The sequence below is a fragment of the Coprococcus sp. AF99-45 genome (genome assembly GCF_027663865.1).
Taxonomy (GTDB): Bacteria; Bacillota; Clostridia; order Lachnospirales; family Lachnospiraceae; genus Allocoprococcus; species Allocoprococcus comes.
In genome coordinates this window covers 40,564-57,822 of record NZ_JAQDGZ010000005.1, presented here as the reverse complement: position 1 = coordinate 57,822, position 17,259 = coordinate 40,564, and the positions used below count along the sequence as shown (strand labels likewise).

The window sequence follows — 17,259 nt, the reverse complement described above, 5'->3', positions numbered from 1 at the left end:
TTTTATCCTCCTATTTTTGTGTTGGTATACCCTGCATCCTGAAAAAGCTTTACAAAACTTTCCATCTCTTCTTTTTCCGGTGCATGTAAATCAGTTCCCTTGTATTCCATACCCAGCTTCGGATATTTACTGCTTCCTGTGTTATGGTAAGGCAGCAGATTGACCTGTGCCGGATGAATGCCGTGTTTCTTCAGAAAATGAATGGTATCTTCCATGTTCTGCACATTGCCGTTCACTTCTTTGATCGTCGGGATTCGGACGTAAATCCTTGCCCCTGCATCCGAAAGCTTCACCAGGTTATCCAGAATCAGCTTATTGTCAACTCCGATATACTTTTTATGTAATTCCGGATCCATCACTTTGACGTCATATAAAAACGTATCTACATACGGTAAAATTGCTTCAAATTTATCATACGAAACATATCCGCAGGTGTCAATGGTAAGCGAAATTTCTTCTTTTTTAAGTGCTTTCGCGATCTGTAAAATATAATCCGTTGACATCGCCATCACTTCCCCGCCGGAAAGTGTGACTCCACCGCCGGACTGTTCATAAAACATCCGGTCTTTCATCAATTCTTTTACCAGTTCCTTTACCGGATACTCCTGCCCGACAATCTCCCGAATGCCTTGCGGACAGAAATTATCACATTTTCCGCAAAGCTGACATTTCTCTTTGTCAAGCTCCGGCTTTCCATCTACCATAGTGATGGCATTGTTCGGACAGACCTTCGCACAGGTTCCACATCCGACGCACTTTTCTTTATCACACTGAAGTTCTCTCTCAAAACGCTGTGTCTCAGGGTTGTGACACCACTCGCACTTTAATGGACATCCTTTAAAAAATACAGTAGTACGGATTCCATCTCCGTCATGGATCGAATACTTCTGAATATTCGTTACTAAATTCATGGTAGCTCTCCTTCTTGTCATTTCGCTTTTTTAGACTAACGTTTGTACCATAGTCTAAAGATACCAAAAAAACAAATAATTGTCAATCCTTTGGCAAACTTCTTCTCAAATATTTTTACAATCCTGATCTTCTTTCCTTAAGCAGACGAAACTCTGCACTCAACTCATCACATATATAAAGAAGAGATACTTCACAGACTGTCTTTATCTGCAAAGTACCTCCCACTTCTCTATTGTACATTCTTCAAAATCACACACTGATTACCTCTGGAACGAAAAGCCGATTCAAACTGTGCTCTGTCATAGCTCACAATCCCTTCGATCGGGTCTGCAACAGTCACACTGTCTGCACTGTATCCGATCAGTACAACACAATGATCGTTCATCGCCCAGCTGGCTTCTCTTCCATCTTCCGTATTCCAGCTTTCCATTATCTGACGTTCTTCCATACCAATTGTTCCCCATACAACCACGGGGGTTCCTTCACTTACAAAACGATACAGCTGTTCCGGCTCTGATCCTGTCTCGTCCTCTGCTTTCATTGCATTTCCATTATCTGCAAGATAGCCATCTGCTGCCGTCACGATTGCTCCTGCTCCGCAGCTTAATCCATCCGTCTCTGACTGTGGATTTCCTATAAAATAATTGTAAATATCATTTCCATATAAAGTTTCATTGTCTCCGTAATAAGTGTTGGTCCATCCAACTGTCGGTAAATATTCGAGTGCCATTGCCATCTTATCTGCAGAATATCCATAATAATTCAAAGTCATTGTAAGAGATGTGATCTCACATCCGGTAGGAAGCTCCGGCATCTGTCCTGTAAATGCAAAATCAGAAATACAGCTACTCTCCGGAAGGGGTGTCTCTTTCACTATTTCCGCATTTTTTATCTTCTGCGTCTTTGCTGTCGTTTTCTCCACTGCTGTAACAGACTGTCTTGCTCCTTTGATCTGTTCTAATTTTGCTTCTATATATGTAGTATCTTTTAATGTAAATCCTACGATAACGGCGCCAACCAGTATCCCTGCTGCCACTGCGATCCATTTTGCTGCACTGCGAATCTGCATCCGTACCTCCGTTTCTTAACACTTCTGTAACAATTCCGTCATATATACTACAACTTTTTTCGTGTTTCGTCAAATCTGCGGGGGAGTTTTCACAAATATTTCATAAATGAGAGTTGGCAGCACAAGTGATTCCAGATAGAAGGATTGCCTGCGCAATGGGTGCAGATCCGATAAAAATTAATCTGTCCTGCTGTTTTTTATCAATCGAATGAAATCCTGGCAAATACTATGCCATATATTTCTTCTTCAGTGCTTCCACCTTCGCGGTATAAGCCTCCTGCTGCTTTTTCTGCATGATCTCACTCTTAATCTGCTCTTTTACATCATCAAGCTTCGCATCTTCGGCTTCTTTCTTATCTTCCACTTTGATCAGATGGTATCCAAACTGTGTCTTGACCGGTCCAACCACATGTCCGATTTCTGCTGCAAATGCGGCATCTTCGAATTCTTTGACCATCTGTCCTTTTCCGAATTCGCCAAGGTCTCCACCGTTTGCTCCTGACGGGCAGGTAGAAGATTCTTTTGCAACATCCTCAAATGCTTTCCCACCACTTACGATGGATTCAAGTAGTTTGTTACATTTGTCTTCGGAATCAACCAGAATATGTTTTGCATGAACAGATGCTCCTTTTGCAAATCTTGCTTTGTTTGCTTCAAAATATTCTCTGATCTCTTCATCTGAAATTATGATTCCCTCAAAAATCTTGCCGATCGCCATCTGTGCAAGGATATCTTTTCTTGCATTTTCCAGAATTGCTTTAAACTTTTCTGTCTCGTCTAACTTTTCTTCTTCACCATATTTTGCAAGTGCATAAACTGCGATCAGCTGATCAACACACTGTTTGCGGAAATCCGGATGGGATGCGTATACCTGCTGTTCTCTCGGAAGGCTTGCGATAAATGCATCTACCTCTGCTGATGTAATTTCATGTCCGCAGATTACTGCTTCAACTGTTTTTTCCATAATTTCTTTGTACTCCTTTTTTCTCGTAGTGTTTCAATTGTACCATTTCATACGGTGTTAGTCAAAGTTGGTTTTATTTCTATGAAACTTCTCTTCATCTGATATCTTTTCTTCCGACTTCATGTTATACTTCGTTTAGGTATGTTTTTTTAGTTTTTTCATTGGAGGTTATTAACATGTCAAACGAAAGTACAAAAACCAATCAGATTACCGAAGGAGTTATCTGGAAGCAATTATTGATTTTTTTCTTTCCTATTGTAGTTGGAACTTTGTTTCAACAGCTTTATAACACCGTAGATGCTGTCATCGTCGGTCGTTTTGTCGGAAAGGGCGCACTTGCCGCAGTCGGGGGATCTTCTGCCGTTCTTTCCAATCTGATCATCGGATGTTTTACGGGACTTGCAAGCGGTGCATCTGTAATTGTTTCCCAGTTTTATGGTGCAAAGGATGAGCGGAATCTGCAAAAGAGTCTGCATACCGCTTATGCTTTTTCCGTTATCCTCAGTATTGTATTTACAATACTCGGATGGGCCTTAACACCATTTCTTTTGAAGCTCATCGATACACCTGCAGATACACTTGCGGATTCTATTCTTTATCTGCGGATTTACTTTTTAGGTATTTTCGGTACCTTGATCTTTAATATAGGCTCAGCCATCATGCGCTCCATCGGTGATTCCCGCAGACCACTATATTACCTGATCGTCTGTTGTTTTCTAAACATCATCCTCGATCTGGTACTGGTAATCGTATTTGATATGGGAATTGTCGGAGCCGCTATCGCAACCATTATTTCACAGGCAGTAAGTGCAATCCTTGTCACCAATGCACTGATGAAAAAATATGATGACTGCAAGCTTTATCTGAGCAAACTACACATAGACCTTTTGAAGCTGCGTATGGAATTCCGCATCGGTATTCCAAGTGCACTGCAGGCATTTATGTACAGTATTACCAATATCATTATTCAGGCAGCAATCAATGGTTTCGGAACCGATACTGCCGCTGCATGGGCTTCTTTTGGTAAACTGGATGCGCTTTTCTGGACAGTCAACGGAGCATTCGGAATTGCGATCACAACCTTTGCCGGACAAAATTATGGAGCAGGTAAAAAAGAACGTATTTTCAAAAGTGTCCGTATCTGCCTTGCAATGGCTGTGGCTGTGTGCGGAGGGATCGTGCTGTTTTTAGCCATCTTCTGCCACCCACTGTTCTCAATTTTTACGACAGATCAAAATGTGATCAATATCGGTATTGATATGCTGCGTTTTATGGCACCGTGCTACACTATTTATGTATTTATTGAAGTTCTCTCCGGTGCACTTCGCGGAACCGGCGATGTCCTGCTGCCGACACTGATCACACTTGGCGGCGTATGTCTGATCCGTATTCCGTGGATTATGTTTGTCTTACCGGCACACCATACCACAACCTGTGTAATGCTTAGTTATCCGATTTCCTGGATCACTACCACAGCTTTGATCATACCGTACTACTTATATAGAAAAAAACATGCCTACGATTAAGGAGAATTGAACATGGCCAAATCCGAATCTACCAAATACCGGCTCGCCGAAGCAATGAAAACCTGCATGAAGACCACTTCTGTCGATGATATCACCATCCGCCAGATTGTGGAAGTCTGTGGCGTCACACGCCAGACCTTTTACCGCAATTTTCTTGATAAATACGATCTGATCAACTGGTATTTTGACAAACTTCTTCTAAAATCATTTGAACATATGGGAGAAGGTACCACTGTTTATGACGGACTGGTCAAAAAATTTGAATATTTAAAGGAAGAGCACCTGTTTTTCGCTGCAGCATTCCGCTCTGACGATCAGAACTCTTTAAAAGAACATGATTTTGAACTGATTCTGGAATTCTATTCAAACCTTATTTTCCAGAAAACCGGAAGACGCCCGGATGCAGAAACTTCATTTCTTTTAGAGATGTACTGCCGTGGCTCGATTTACATGACTGTCAAATGGCTGCTTGGCGGAATGAAATTTCCGCCTGCGCAGCTTGCAAAACAACTGGTACTTGGCATGCCGGAAAAACTTGTGCAACTCTTCACTAATTTGCATATTTTGTCTTAAGCTTTTGTATAAATGTTACACTTTTCATATTCTGTAACTTTTTTTACCGCCTTCTTATTGTTAAAATAGTATCAGAAACAAGTGGTTTTACCATAAACGAAAAGGAGATATGTATCATGGCAAACAGAATTATGTTAAATCAGACATCTTATCACGGAGCAGGTGCAATCGCAGAGATTGCAACAGAAGCAAAAGCTCACGGTTTCAAAAAAGCTCTTGTATGTTCTGACCCGGATCTGATCAAATTCAATGTTACTTCCAAAGTAACAGATATCTTAGACAAAGAAGGACTTGCTTACGAAATCTACTCTGATATCAAAGCAAACCCGACTATCGAGAACGTACAGCACGGTGTACAGGCTTTCAAAAATTCAGGTGCTGATTACATCATCGCAATCGGCGGCGGATCTTCTATGGATACTTCCAAAGCAATCGGTATCATCATCGCAAACCCGGAATTTGAAGATGTAAGAAGCCTGGAAGGTGTAGCTCCGACAAAGAAACCTTGCGTTCCGATCATTGCCGTTCCGACAACAGCCGGTACTGCAGCAGAAGTTACGATCAACTATGTAGTAACAGATGTAGAAAAGAAACGTAAATTCGTCTGTGTAGACCCACATGATATGCCAATCATCGCTGTTGTAGACCCGGAAATGATGTCTTCTATGCCAAAAGGACTGACCGCTTCAACCGGTATGGATGCATTAACTCATGCGATCGAAGGCTACACCACAAAAGCCGCATGGGAAATGACAGATATGTTCCACTTAAAAGCAATAGAGATTATCTCCAAATCTCTCCGCGGTGCTGTTGAAAACACTAAAGAAGGAAGAGAAGGAATGGCTCTTGGACAGTACATCGCCGGAATGGGCTTCTCAAACGTAGGTCTTGGAATCGCTCACTCAATGGCTCATACCCTTGGAGCAGTCTATGACACACCACACGGTGTTGCATGTGCAATGATGCTTCCAATCGTAATGGAATACAACGCAGACTGCACAGGCGAAAAATACCGTGAAATCGCCCGCGCAATGGGAGTGAAAGATGTTGATAACATGTCTCAGGAAGAATACAGAAAAGCAGCTGTAGACGCAGTCCGCAAACTCTCCGAAGACGTAGGAATCCCATCCAAACTCGAAGCCCTCAAAGAAGAAGATCTCCAGTTCCTCGCAGAATCCGCCCACGCCGACGCCTGCGCACCAGGAAACCCGAAAGACGCTTCCGTAGAAGACCTCAAAGATCTCTTCAGAAAACTGATGTAAAGAACAAAATATACATAGTGTGGTAATAAAGCAAAATAATATTCACATCCTATAAATTGATATTCCACTTGCTTTTCTTACCAACAAAGTAGAAAAAGCAACCCCCACAAATCCCGCCCAAAGTGGAATTTGTGGGGGTGAACTTTTTCTCCCCGTATCTTAGTTGATGCAACCCACTTGAGGTATCAGCGCCCGAATCGCCATACATCTTGTTTGGATGCATTGAGGAAGCTGCTCGCATTCTGCATGGACGTCAGTCCACAATCATAATCCGAAAACTGATAATGCAATGGATTTTTCAAGGTTATTCCTCTGTTCCTTTTCCCAGGAATTCTGTGTCTACAAGATTCCAGATCTCATCCCGTCCCTGCTTTGTCTCTGCTGAGAAAGGAATCACAACAGTTCCCGGAAGCAGCTTCAGTCCGGTCTTAATTGCCTTTACCTGCTTCTGTACCTGACTTCTCTTCAGCTTATCAAGCTTTGTCGCGATAATGATCGGATTGAATCCCTGATCCACGATCCAGTCATACATCATCTTATCGTTCGCAGATGGATCATGACGGATATCGATCAGAAGGAAGACGGCTCGCAGCTGTTTAGAGCCATGAAGATAACGCTCGATCAGCTTTCCCCACTGTGCCTTCTCCTGCTCGGAAACCTTTGCATAACCGTATCCCGGAAGGTCCACCAGATACATTTCTTCGTTGATATTGTAAAAGTTGATGGTCTGTGTTTTTCCAGGTTTTGCCGAAGTTCTGGCAAGCGCCTTCCGGTTCATCAGTGCATTGATCAGAGAGGATTTACCGACATTGGATTTTCCGGCAAATGCGATCTCTGGCAAGGTGTGATCCGGCAATTTACTTGTAATTCCACAGACTGTTTCCAGATTTACATTCTTAATTACCATCTTTTTTCCTCCGTGTGCGCATAAGTGCGATTTTCAGAACCTCTTCCATCTGCGATACCGGAATAATCTCCAGTCCCTTTGTGATCTCAGAAGAAAGTTCATCCACATCTTTTTTGTTCTCCCTCGGTACAAGTACCGTCCTGATTCCGGCATTCTTTGCCGCCAGGAGCTTCTCTTTCAGTCCTCCGATCGGAAGTACTCTTCCCCGCAGCGTAATCTCACCCGTCATGGCAAGATCGGCACGCACTTTCTTGTCTGTAATTGCAGAGAGCATCGCAGTCGCCATCGTAATGCCGGCTGAAGGTCCATCTTTCGGAACTGCCCCTTCCGGAATATGGATATGGATATCATGTTTTTCAAAGAAATCTTCAGCAACCTTATATTTACTGCTGATTGACCGGATATAACTGATTCCTGCCTGCGCAGATTCTTTCATCACATCGCCAAGCTGTCCCGTCAGAATGATCTCACCCTTTCCCGGCATTACATTCACTTCAATCTGCAGGGTATCTCCTCCTACACTGGTCCATGCCAGACCACGGACGATTCCCACCTCATCCTCGGCATTTGCCATCTGATAGGTGTACTTTTCTTTTCCAAGATACTTTTCAATATTCCGCTCTGTTACCTGAACTCTCTTTTTATCATGTTCATAGATCTCTCTGGCAGCTTTCCTGCAGATATTACCGATTTCACGCTCCATCTGACGCACACCGGCTTCCTTGGTGTAGTTCTGCGCAATTTTCCAGATCACGCCCTTGCTGATCGTAAGCTGTTCTTTTGTTAGTCCATGTCTTTCCAACTGCTTTGGAATCAGATGTTCTGTCGCAATATGCAGCTTTTCATTCTCCGTATAACTGCTGACCTCAATTACTTCCATACGGTCAAGAAGTGGCCGGGGGATTGTCTGCAGCGAGTTAGCCGTCGTTACAAATGTCACCTCAGACAGATCGACCGGGACTTCCAGATAATGATCACGGAAACGGTTGTTCTGTTCACTGTCTAACACCTCTAGAAGCGCAGAAAAAGTATCTCCCTTATAGTCTGTGCTGACTTTATCAATCTCATCCAGAAGGAGCAGTGGGTTCTTTACCCCGGCGCTCTTAATACCGTTTGCGATCCGTCCCGGCATTGCACCAACATAAGTTTTTCTGTGTCCACGGATTTCAGCCTCATCACGGACACCGCCAAGAGAAATTCTCACATACGGTTTTTTCAGTGCTTTTGCAAGTGATCTTGCAATGGATGTCTTTCCAGTTCCCGGAGGACCTACCAGACACAGGATCGGGCTGTCACCCTTTTTCGTAAGAGCACGTACTGCCAGAAACTCCAGCACACGTTCTTTAACCTCTTCCAGTCCGTAATGTTCTGCTTCCAGAAGCTCTTTCGCATATGCAATGTCTGTAAAATCCTCAGCCCGCTTATTCCATGGCATTTCCAGCATGGTTTCAATATATGTACGGATCACGCCCGCTTCTGCCGGACTCTGCATGGAATTTTTAAATCTGCTGATCTCTTTTTTCAGCTTTTCTTTTACCTCATCCGGTGCATCCAGCGCTTCTGTCTTCTGTGCAAATTCCTCCGCATCGGAAATTGTAGTATCCTCACCAAGCTCTTCTCGGATCAACTTCAACTGTTCGCGCAGGATATATTCTCTCTGATGCTTATCCACACGCTCTTTCACCTTCATCTGGATCTCATCGCGGATGTTCATGATCTGCATCTCATTGACCAACTTAAAGGAAATAAGCTCATAACGTCTGTCAAAATCAAGTTCTTCCAGGATTTCCTGCAATTCCCGGTAATCCAGAGGCATATTCGCTGCCACCTGATTCACCATCTTTTTCAATTCCGTGATCTCTTTGATCTGGTTTACCATATCTTTTGTGATCTTCGGCATTCTCGCCGCATAATCCAGATACAGATCCCGAAGTCCCCGCATCATCGCTTCCCGGTTGATCTCACCTGCAATATCCGGATCACTCTCTTCCGGGATCGTAATATTTGCCCGAAGATACGGATCTGCAAATTCTATTGTATTTAAAACCGCCCGTTCTTCTGCTGATACAAGCACCCGCAGAATCTGTTTTGGCAGTTTGATGATCTGTTTTACTGTCGCAACTGTTCCCACACGGTAGAGATCTGCTTCTCCCGGATTTTCCACTTCCACATCTTTCTGTGTCAGCAAAAAAATCTTCTGGTCGCTTGCCATCGCTTCCTGAACCGCTTCAATCGAGCGTTCCCGGCTGATGTCAAAATGTGCCACCATCTCCGGCAGAATTGTCATTCCCCGCAGGGCAACCATTGGCAGACTTTCTGTTCTGTTCATATAGTTTTTTCTCCTGTTAAATAAAAATGGATGCTTCTGGCCTTAACCGTCAGCACCCATTTCCATACGTCTGATTTTCTTATGCACTTTCCGGTCTTGCCTCGATCTTTTCTGTACTCGGTGCTTTCTCCCCAAGTACTGCCTCTTTTGTCACAAGACAGTATTTCAGATTCTCATCAGACGGTGCTTTATACATGATATCCATCATTACATTTTCCATGATCGCACGGAGTCCTCTGGCTCCTGTCTTACGCTTCAGGGAAGTCTCAGCAATCGCCTCCAGCGCCTCTTTGTCGAATTCCAGTTCCACATCATCCAGCTCCAGAAGCTTCTGGTACTGTTTTACAATCGCATTCTTTGGTTCCGTCAGAATGCGGATCAGATCTTCCTTATCCAGAAGTTCCAGGGATACAGTTACCGGCACACGTCCTACAAGTTCCGGGATCAGTCCGAACTTCACAAGATCCTGTGGAAGGATCTGCTGCAGAAGCCGGTCGATATCTTCCTCATGCCGCTGCGCGATCTGTGCCTCAAATCCAATGGATTTCTTATCTATTCTGTTCTCTATGATCTTATCTATTCCCTCAAACGCTCCACCACAGATAAATAAAATATTGGTGGTATCAATCTGGATCATCTCCTGCTGCGGATGCTTACGTCCACCCTGTGGCGGTACATTTGCGATTGTACCTTCCAGGATCTTCAGAAGTGCCTGCTGAACACCTTCTCCTGATACATCACGGGTAATCGACGGATTCTCAGATTTTCTTGTGATTTTGTCAATCTCATCGATATAAATGATTCCGTGCTCTGCACGTTCAATATCGCCATCTGCTGCCTGAATGATCTTAAGAAGAATATTCTCTACATCTTCTCCGACATATCCTGCTTCTGTAAGCGCAGTTGCATCTGCAATTGCAAACGGTACATTCAGAATTTTTGCGAGAGACTGTGCCAGAAAAGTCTTACCGCATCCTGTCGGTCCTACCATCAGAATGTTACTCTTCTGAAGCTCCACGCCCAGATCTTTTTCTGCCATAATACGCTTATAGTGATTATATACCGCAACAGAAAGTACTTTCTTTGCTTCGTCCTGTCCGATCACATAATCATCCAGAAATGCCTTGATTTCTTCCGGTTTCAGAAGATTGATATCATCATATGCATTTTCTTCTTCATAACCAAGTTCATCTTCAATGATCTCAGTACATACATCCACACACTGGTCACAGATAAACACCCCATTTGGTCCGGCGATCATCTTGCGTACCTGACTCTGTGGTTTATTGCAAAAAGAACATCTTACGATTTCTTCATATTTTCCTGCCATATTCTTACCTCGCACTTTTTTACACGTAAAGGGAATGTCCCAATAAGGACATTCCCTTTTCCCGTTAACGGCTTGTAATAACCTTATCAATCAATCCATATGCCAAAGCTTCTTCGGCAGTCTTCCAGTTATCTCTTTCCGTATCTGCACAAATTGTCTCATAACTCTGACCTGTATTTGCAGCCATCAATCTGTTCATTCTTTCTCTGATCTTCAGAATATGCTGTGCATTGATCTCAATCTCGGTTGCCTGACCCTGTGCACCGCCTGAAGGCTGGTGAATCATGATCTCTGCATTCGGAAGGGCATATCTCTTTCCCTTTGCTCCGCCTGCGAGAAGGAAGGCTCCCATACTTGCAGCCATTCCCATACACATCGTAGAGACGTCACATTTGATGTAATTCATAGTGTCGTAGATCGACATACCTGCTGAAATCGATCCGCCAGGACTGTTAATATAAAATTGGATATCCTTTTCCGGATCTTCTGCTTCCAGAAACAGCAGCTGCGCTACGATCAGGCTCGCTGATGCATCATTCACTTCGGTATCCAGGAAAATGATTCTATCTTTTAAAAGTCTTGAATAAATGTCGTAAGAGCGTTCTCCACGGCTTGTCTGTTCAACGACATAAGGTACTAAACTACTCATGTAACACTCCTCCTGCTATATTAAAGTACAAAACAGATACTTATTTTTCTACGGCATTGTCAACTACAAATGTAATTGCTTCCTGAACTGCCATATCCTGCTTCATCTGTTCTTTTTCTTTGTCACCCATAAAGCTCTTAAGCTTGTCAGCTTCCATCTGGTAAGCTTCTGCCATCTTAGCGATCTCTTCGTCTAATTTTTCATCTGTGATTTCGATGTTTTCTGCTTTTGCAATTGCTTCAAGAACAAGTCTTGTCTTGATTCTCTTCTCAGCCTGCGGACGAAGTTCATCCATCATCTTATCAGCTGTCATGCCTGTGAACTGCATATACTGGTCAAGAGTCAGTCCCTGCTGCTGCATTCTCTGAGCGAATTCATCAAGCATCTGTCTTGCCTGTGTATCAACCATAGCTTCCGGAAGATCCATCTTAGCTGATTCGATGATCGCATCTACAGCTGCATCTTCCTGTGCTCTCTTGCCATCGTTTACTTTCTGCTCTTTGATCTTAGCTTTGATATCAGCTTTTAATTCATCAAGAGTATCGAATTCTGATACTTCTGAAGCAAATTCATCATCAAGCTCCGGAAGTTCTTTTGCTTTGATCTCATGAACTGTGCATTTGAATACAGCTTCTTTTCCTTTGAGGTCTTCTGCATGGTAATCTTCCGGGAATGTAACCTTAACTTCAACTTCTTTTTCCGGTTCTGCACCGATCAGCTGTTCTTCAAATCCCGGAATGAAAGATCCTGAACCGATTGTCAGCGGATAGTTTTCTCCTTTTCCACCTTCAAAAGCTTCTCCGTCTACAAATCCTTCAAAATCAAGGACAACTTCGTCTTTATCCTGTACCGGACGTCCTTCTACTGTGATTGTTCTTGCGTTCTTAAGCTGTTCTTCCTCAAGCTTAGCGTCGATTTCTTTCTGTGTTACGCGGTTAGAATATTTCGGAACTTCGATTCCTTTGTATTCGCCAAGTTCTACTTCCGGCTTTGTAGCTACTTCAGCTGTGAAGATGAACGGTTTTCCTTTTTCGATCTGTGTTACATCGATCTTCGGCTGAGATACGATCTCAAGTCCGCTTTCATCGTATGCTTTTGAATATGCTTCCGGAATCAGAGCGTTTGCTGCATCATCATAGAAGATTTCCGGTCCGTACATCTTTTCGATGAGCTGGCGCGGAACTTTTCCTTTACGGAATCCAGGAACATTAATTCTGCTTTTCTGTTTCTGGTATGCTTTCTGAAGTGCTCCTTCTAATTCTTCTGCTGAAACTTCGATTGTGAGTTTCGCCATATTGTGTTCTAACTGTTCAACTTGTAAACTCATTACCATTTCCTCCTAAATTTACATATGCAAAAAGTCGACAGACTTATCTACATTACAATCATTTTACAAGTATAGCACAACTTCTACAGTTTATCAAGCTCTAAAATTCGTTCTATAAAGCCATTTAATTCCTCATCACCGATCGACCAGGTATTCCGCCCTTTTTGCGTCACGGTAAAGGTATATTCCTGCTTCTCTCCATACTGCATATCAAGATAAGAACTTCTTAAAAGACTGTATGCACCGGTCATGTAATCCAGCACCATTGCCTCTTTGATTTCTTCATCTGTTCCACTGTACTTTCCTGCATCTTTGTCTGCCTGGATCTTCTCGGACTCTTCCTTCAGCTTCGGCATGAAGCGGGTAAATACATCCACCGGCTGGTACTTTACCGTCACCTCACAGGTCTTACTCCCCGTCTTTTTTACACCACTTACCTGATAACGGGCGGAACTAAAGATCTCTTTAATCAATACACCATATGTCTCAGAAAAGTCATTTTCCGTCTCCACACCATTTAGCAGACAGTCCTGGACAAAAGCATTGATCCCGTTCTCATAGACCTTTTTCAGATCACTGTCTGATGCTCCGAGGATTTCTTTTGCTTCCTGGGTTTGTCCCTGAAAAGTCAGATCCAGGTTCGCCTGCACATATTTTTCCGCCTTTCCTTCATTGATCCCACATCCGGCAAGCAGTGTAGTCAAAAGCAGCACTGCCAGAAACACACTGCCTGCTTTTCTCTTTTTCCAGAAACTACCGTTCATAGACTACCTGCTTTGAAATGGTATCTGCGCTTTCTTTATCCCGCAGCTCGCTGATCAGCGCAAGTGCAAAATCGATCGCGGTTCCAAGTCCCCGGCTGGTTGTGATATGTCCATCTGTCACTGCCGGCTGACAGGTAACTTCCGCTCCGATAAGTCCTTCTTCCATTCCCGGATAGCAGATTGCCTTCTTTCCTTTCAGGATTCCCATTCCGCCAAATACGGTCGGTGCCGCACAGATTGCAGCCAGATATTTTTTTTCTTCATTATGTTTTAGGATCAGCTCTTCAAGACCTTTGTGTTCTTTTAAATGGATTGTTCCCGGCATCCCCCCCGGAAGCACCAGCATCTTCACCTCTGAAAAATCTGTATTTTCAAACAAGCTGTCTGCTTTTACTATAATTCCGTGTGCCCCCTTGATTTCTTCCTGTCCCATGATGGAAACGGTTCTGGTCTCGATCCCGGCTCTTCTTAAAAGATCAACGACCGTAAGACCTTCAATCTCTTCAAATCCATCTGCAAGAAATACACATACTTCATTCATAATCTTGTCCATCCTTTCTTTTTCCTGATGTTCCCCATTGTAACAGAAGCCTGCAAAAATGGCAACTTTCTGCCTTGTCTCCCCTGAAAAACTCCGCTATACTGTTAATGAATGTATAAGGAGGGCTTTCCCATGGAAATCGAACGCAAATATCTGATTCATAAGCTTCCGGATCACCTTGAAGCTTATCCGCACCGCACACTTGAGCAGGCTTATCTATGCACCGAACCGGTTGTCCGTGTCCGCAGAGATGCTGATGACTACATCCTGACCTACAAATCCAAAGGTCTGATGATGCGTGAAGAACATAATCTTCCTCTTACCGAGGAAGCCTACTGCCATCTGCGCGAAAAGGCAGACGGGCGCATTATCACAAAAGAACGCTACTGCATCCCTTACGAAGATCATCTCACGATCGAGCTTGACGTCTTCGCCGGTGATCTCTCCCCTCTTCTCCTTGCCGAAGTCGAATTTTCTTCCGAAGAAGAGGCAAATTCCTTTACCCCGCCGGACTGGTTTGGTGAGGATGTCACCTTTTCCAGCAAATATCATAACAGTACACTGAGTCAGAAAAAGGATTGAGAAATTTCCCAATCCTTTTTTCTTTCGCAAATGCGCCATCCGGTACATTTGCGACCACATTCTTTTTATTAGTCTTCCAGACCAAATCCGTCATGGATTGCAACCAGTGCACGGTCTGCATCTTTTTCATCGATCAGAACCGTGATACGGATCTCTGATGTAGAAATCATATTGATATTGATATTGGAATTGCTCAGTGACTCAAACATGGTCGCAGCAACGCCCGGATTGCTGAGCATTCCAGCTCCTACGATCGATACCTTTGCAACTTTTTCGTTATAATTCATCTCTTTGATCGTAAGGGCTTCTTTTCTGGCTTCCATAACTTCCATTGCCTCTTTAAGATCATCCTGTGATACAGTAAACGTAATGTCTTTTGTTCCGTCACGTCCAACTGACTGAAGAATAATATCTACGTTAATATTATGCTTTGCAAGTGTATTGAAAATCTTAAACGCAGTACCTGGTTTGTCTTCTACACCCATTACTGAAATTCTCGCTGTATTTTTATCTGCCGCAACGCCGGTAATTAACATTTTTTCCACCTTTGCTACCTCCTTGACCAGGGTTCCTTCTTCTGTGTTCAGGCTGGAACGTACAACCAGCTCAACCCCGTATTTTTTCGCCATCTCTACAGAACGATTATGTAAAACCTTTGCCCCTGATGTTGCAAGCTCCAGCATCTCATCGTAGGTGATCTCTTCGATTTTGCGTGCATTCGGTACCACTCTCGGGTCTGCAGTGTAAACACCGTCTACGTCTGTATAAATCTCGCATTTGTCTGCATGCATTGCAGCCGCAAGTGCCACAGCTGTCGTATCGGATCCACCTCTTCCAAGTGTGGTATAGTCTCCATAATGGTTGACTCCCTGGAATCCGGTTACGATCACGATCTTACGGTTCTCCAGTTCGTGGGTGATACGGTCTGTATCCACTCTTTTAAATCTTGCATTTCCGTTCCGCGCCGTAGAATGCATCTTTACCTGGAATGCATTCAGCGAGATTGCCGGAACATTCAAAAACTGAAGTGCCATTGCCATCAGTGCCACAGATGCCTGCTCTCCCGTGGTAAGGAGCATATCAAGTTCTCGTTTTGATGGATACGGATTGATCTCGGCTGCCTTCTCAAGCAGTTCATCTGTTGTATCTCCCATTGCAGAGAGAACAACAATCACATCATTCCCCATCTGATACTCTTCTGCGCAGCGTCTTGCCACATTAAAGATCCTCTCTTTATCTGCAACTGAACTGCCGCCAAATTTCTTAACTACCAGCATAATTTCCTCCTACAGTTCCTGCATTTTTAGACTTCTTCTTCTACTCTTATCATATGCAGGATTTCCGGATAAGCTTTTGCTTTTTCCTCGTATTCTCCCTCGGTCATCACCGGTGTGACAAAACCGAATTCTCCATTGACCCCTGCCTCTACAAATCTTACTTCACCAAAATCATTGCCGATTCGTTCTTTGAACGCATCCTCATTTCCAAGGATTCGCACCAGGAACTTCTTACTGGTCTTGCTTCTGTCTTCCAATGTAAGCTTTTCTTCGCTCCAGAAATTCATGATATCTCTGCCCTGATTCTGTACAACTGCCACAATGTCAGCCACAACCGCACTTGCAGTCGGAAGCTTTCCTGCCCCACTTCCGTAGAACATCGCATCTCCCAGCATATTCCCCTTTACAAATACGGCATTAAATACACCATTCACACTGTAAAGCGGATGTTCTGCATGAAGAAGCACCGGTGCAACTCCCGCATAAAGAGTTCCGTCCACATGCTTACATTCAGCAAGAAGTTTGATATTCATTCCCAGAGCCTTTGCATACTGCATATCTTCTGTTGTGATCTTTGTAATACCTTCGGTATAAATTTCTTCAAAATCCACATATTTTCCTGAGATGATCGATGCAAGGATCGCGATCTTCCGGCATGCATCCTGTCCTTCCACATCAGCAGTCGGATCTGCCTCTGCAAATCCATTCTTCTGTGCTTCACGGAGAACCTCTTCATAGTTCGCTCCCTCGTAGAACATCCTGGTCATCATGTAATTGGTTGTTCCGTTCAGGATTCCTGCGATTTCTTCGATCTCATCACCTGTCAGGGATGATCCAAGTGCCCGGAGGATTGGAATCCCCCCTCCCACACTTGCTTCAAAAAGGAAATTCACATTCTTTTCCCGTGCTGTTTTAAGGAGTGCGGATCCATGCTTGGCAACCAACGCCTTATTGGATGTCACAACACTTTTTCCTGCTTCCAGTGCTTTTCTGACAAAGGTATTCGCCGGTTCCACACCGCCCATCACTTCTACTACAATTCCAATCTCCGGATCATTCAGGATAATCTCATAATCATGAACAATCTTTTCCTGGATCTTATCTCCCGGGAAATCCCTCAGATCCAGCACATATTTTACTTCAATTTCTTCTTTTGCCCGTGACGCGATCAGCTTCTGATTTACATCCAGAACCTCTACCACACCAGAACCTACGGTACCATAACCCAATACTGCAATCTTCATCTT

Annotated in this window: 16 protein-coding genes; 4 read left to right on the top strand and 12 right to left on the bottom strand. The window is 43.7% G+C overall.

Translation table 11 applies throughout. The features are described from left to right. Positions 1 to 2: 2 nt before the first annotated feature. From PGR14_RS05675 to PGR14_RS05665, 3 genes are all read right to left on the bottom strand, one after another. Positions 3 to 911: a trans-4-hydroxy-L-proline dehydratase activase gene (locus PGR14_RS05675; protein WP_055246707.1), complete on the bottom strand. Its 909-nt coding sequence runs from the start codon at positions 909 to 911 to the stop codon at positions 3 to 5. 230 nt (positions 912 to 1,141) lie between these two features. After that, positions 1,142 to 1,981 carry a C39 family peptidase gene (locus tag PGR14_RS05670; protein WP_055246709.1) on the bottom strand — a complete coding sequence of 280 codons (840 nt, stop codon included), beginning with the start codon at positions 1,979 to 1,981 and terminating at the stop codon, positions 1,142 to 1,144. Positions 1,982 to 2,207: 226 nt separating this feature from the next. Then, positions 2,208 to 2,945 carry a peptidylprolyl isomerase gene (locus PGR14_RS05665; RefSeq protein WP_008374535.1) on the bottom strand — a complete coding sequence of 246 codons (738 nt, stop codon included), beginning with the start codon at positions 2,943 to 2,945 and terminating at the stop codon, positions 2,208 to 2,210. Between the two features lie 176 nt (positions 2,946 to 3,121). Between PGR14_RS05665 and PGR14_RS05660 the strand changes: the two genes are divergently transcribed. The 3 genes from PGR14_RS05660 (at position 3,122) to fucO (ending at position 6,306) form a co-directional block, all read left to right on the top strand. Beyond that, a complete protein-coding gene (locus PGR14_RS05660) occupies positions 3,122 to 4,471 on the top strand; it encodes an MATE family efflux transporter (RefSeq protein WP_055246711.1) in 1,350 nt (449 codons plus the stop codon). 12 nt (positions 4,472 to 4,483) lie between these two features. Further along, the gene (locus PGR14_RS05655) at positions 4,484 to 5,044 is read left to right on the top strand and encodes a TetR/AcrR family transcriptional regulator C-terminal domain-containing protein (protein ID WP_055246713.1); all 561 of its coding nucleotides are present in this window, start codon (positions 4,484 to 4,486) and stop codon (positions 5,042 to 5,044) included. A 116-nt stretch (positions 5,045 to 5,160) separates the two neighbouring features. After that, positions 5,161 to 6,306, top strand: coding sequence for a lactaldehyde reductase (gene fucO / locus PGR14_RS05650; RefSeq protein ID WP_055246715.1), 1,146 nt, complete (start codon positions 5,161 to 5,163; stop codon positions 6,304 to 6,306). 304 nt (positions 6,307 to 6,610) lie between these two features. On the opposite strand, the gene yihA is transcribed toward fucO, so the two are convergent. From yihA to PGR14_RS05615, 7 genes are all read right to left on the bottom strand, one after another. After that, on the bottom strand, positions 6,611 to 7,213 hold the full coding sequence (gene yihA / locus PGR14_RS05645; RefSeq protein ID WP_008374529.1) for a ribosome biogenesis GTP-binding protein YihA/YsxC: 603 nt from the start codon (positions 7,211 to 7,213) through the stop codon (positions 6,611 to 6,613). Then, entirely contained in the window at positions 7,203 to 9,542 is a 2,340-nt protein-coding gene (gene lon / locus PGR14_RS05640) for an endopeptidase La (RefSeq protein ID WP_055246717.1), read from the bottom strand. Before lon ends, yihA begins: the two co-directional genes overlap by 11 nt. 79 nt (positions 9,543 to 9,621) lie before the next feature. Beyond that, on the bottom strand, positions 9,622 to 10,872 hold the full coding sequence (clpX, locus tag PGR14_RS05635; protein ID WP_008374524.1) for an ATP-dependent Clp protease ATP-binding subunit ClpX: 1,251 nt from the start codon (positions 10,870 to 10,872) through the stop codon (positions 9,622 to 9,624). A 64-nt stretch (positions 10,873 to 10,936) separates the two neighbouring features. Next, positions 10,937 to 11,521, bottom strand: a complete 585-nt coding sequence (clpP, locus tag PGR14_RS05630; protein WP_008374523.1) for an ATP-dependent Clp endopeptidase proteolytic subunit ClpP — start codon at positions 11,519 to 11,521, stop codon at positions 10,937 to 10,939. Between the two features lie 40 nt (positions 11,522 to 11,561). Continuing rightward, on the bottom strand, positions 11,562 to 12,848 hold the full coding sequence (gene tig, locus PGR14_RS05625; RefSeq protein ID WP_055246719.1) for a trigger factor: 1,287 nt from the start codon (positions 12,846 to 12,848) through the stop codon (positions 11,562 to 11,564). A gap of 83 nt (positions 12,849 to 12,931) precedes the next feature. Next, a complete protein-coding gene (locus tag PGR14_RS05620) occupies positions 12,932 to 13,612 on the bottom strand; it encodes a hypothetical protein (RefSeq protein WP_055246721.1) in 681 nt (226 codons plus the stop codon). Continuing rightward, positions 13,602 to 14,153 carry a DJ-1 family glyoxalase III gene (locus PGR14_RS05615; protein WP_008374514.1) on the bottom strand — a complete coding sequence of 184 codons (552 nt, stop codon included), beginning with the start codon at positions 14,151 to 14,153 and terminating at the stop codon, positions 13,602 to 13,604. Before PGR14_RS05615 ends, PGR14_RS05620 begins: the two co-directional genes overlap by 11 nt. 132 nt (positions 14,154 to 14,285) lie before the next feature. Between PGR14_RS05615 and PGR14_RS05610 the strand changes: the two genes are divergently transcribed. After that, the gene (locus PGR14_RS05610) at positions 14,286 to 14,735 is read left to right on the top strand and encodes a CYTH domain-containing protein (protein ID WP_055246723.1); all 450 of its coding nucleotides are present in this window, start codon (positions 14,286 to 14,288) and stop codon (positions 14,733 to 14,735) included. 68 nt (positions 14,736 to 14,803) lie between these two features. Here PGR14_RS05610 and PGR14_RS05605 read toward each other — a convergent pair whose 3' ends face one another. Both PGR14_RS05605 and PGR14_RS05600 read right to left on the bottom strand, forming a co-directional pair. Beyond that, a complete protein-coding gene (locus PGR14_RS05605) occupies positions 14,804 to 16,012 on the bottom strand; it encodes an aspartate kinase (protein WP_055246725.1) in 1,209 nt (402 codons plus the stop codon). A 26-nt stretch (positions 16,013 to 16,038) separates the two neighbouring features. After that, positions 16,039 to 17,256: a homoserine dehydrogenase gene (locus tag PGR14_RS05600; protein ID WP_055246727.1), complete on the bottom strand. Its 1,218-nt coding sequence runs from the start codon at positions 17,254 to 17,256 to the stop codon at positions 16,039 to 16,041. Positions 17,257 to 17,259 lie beyond the last annotated feature (3 nt).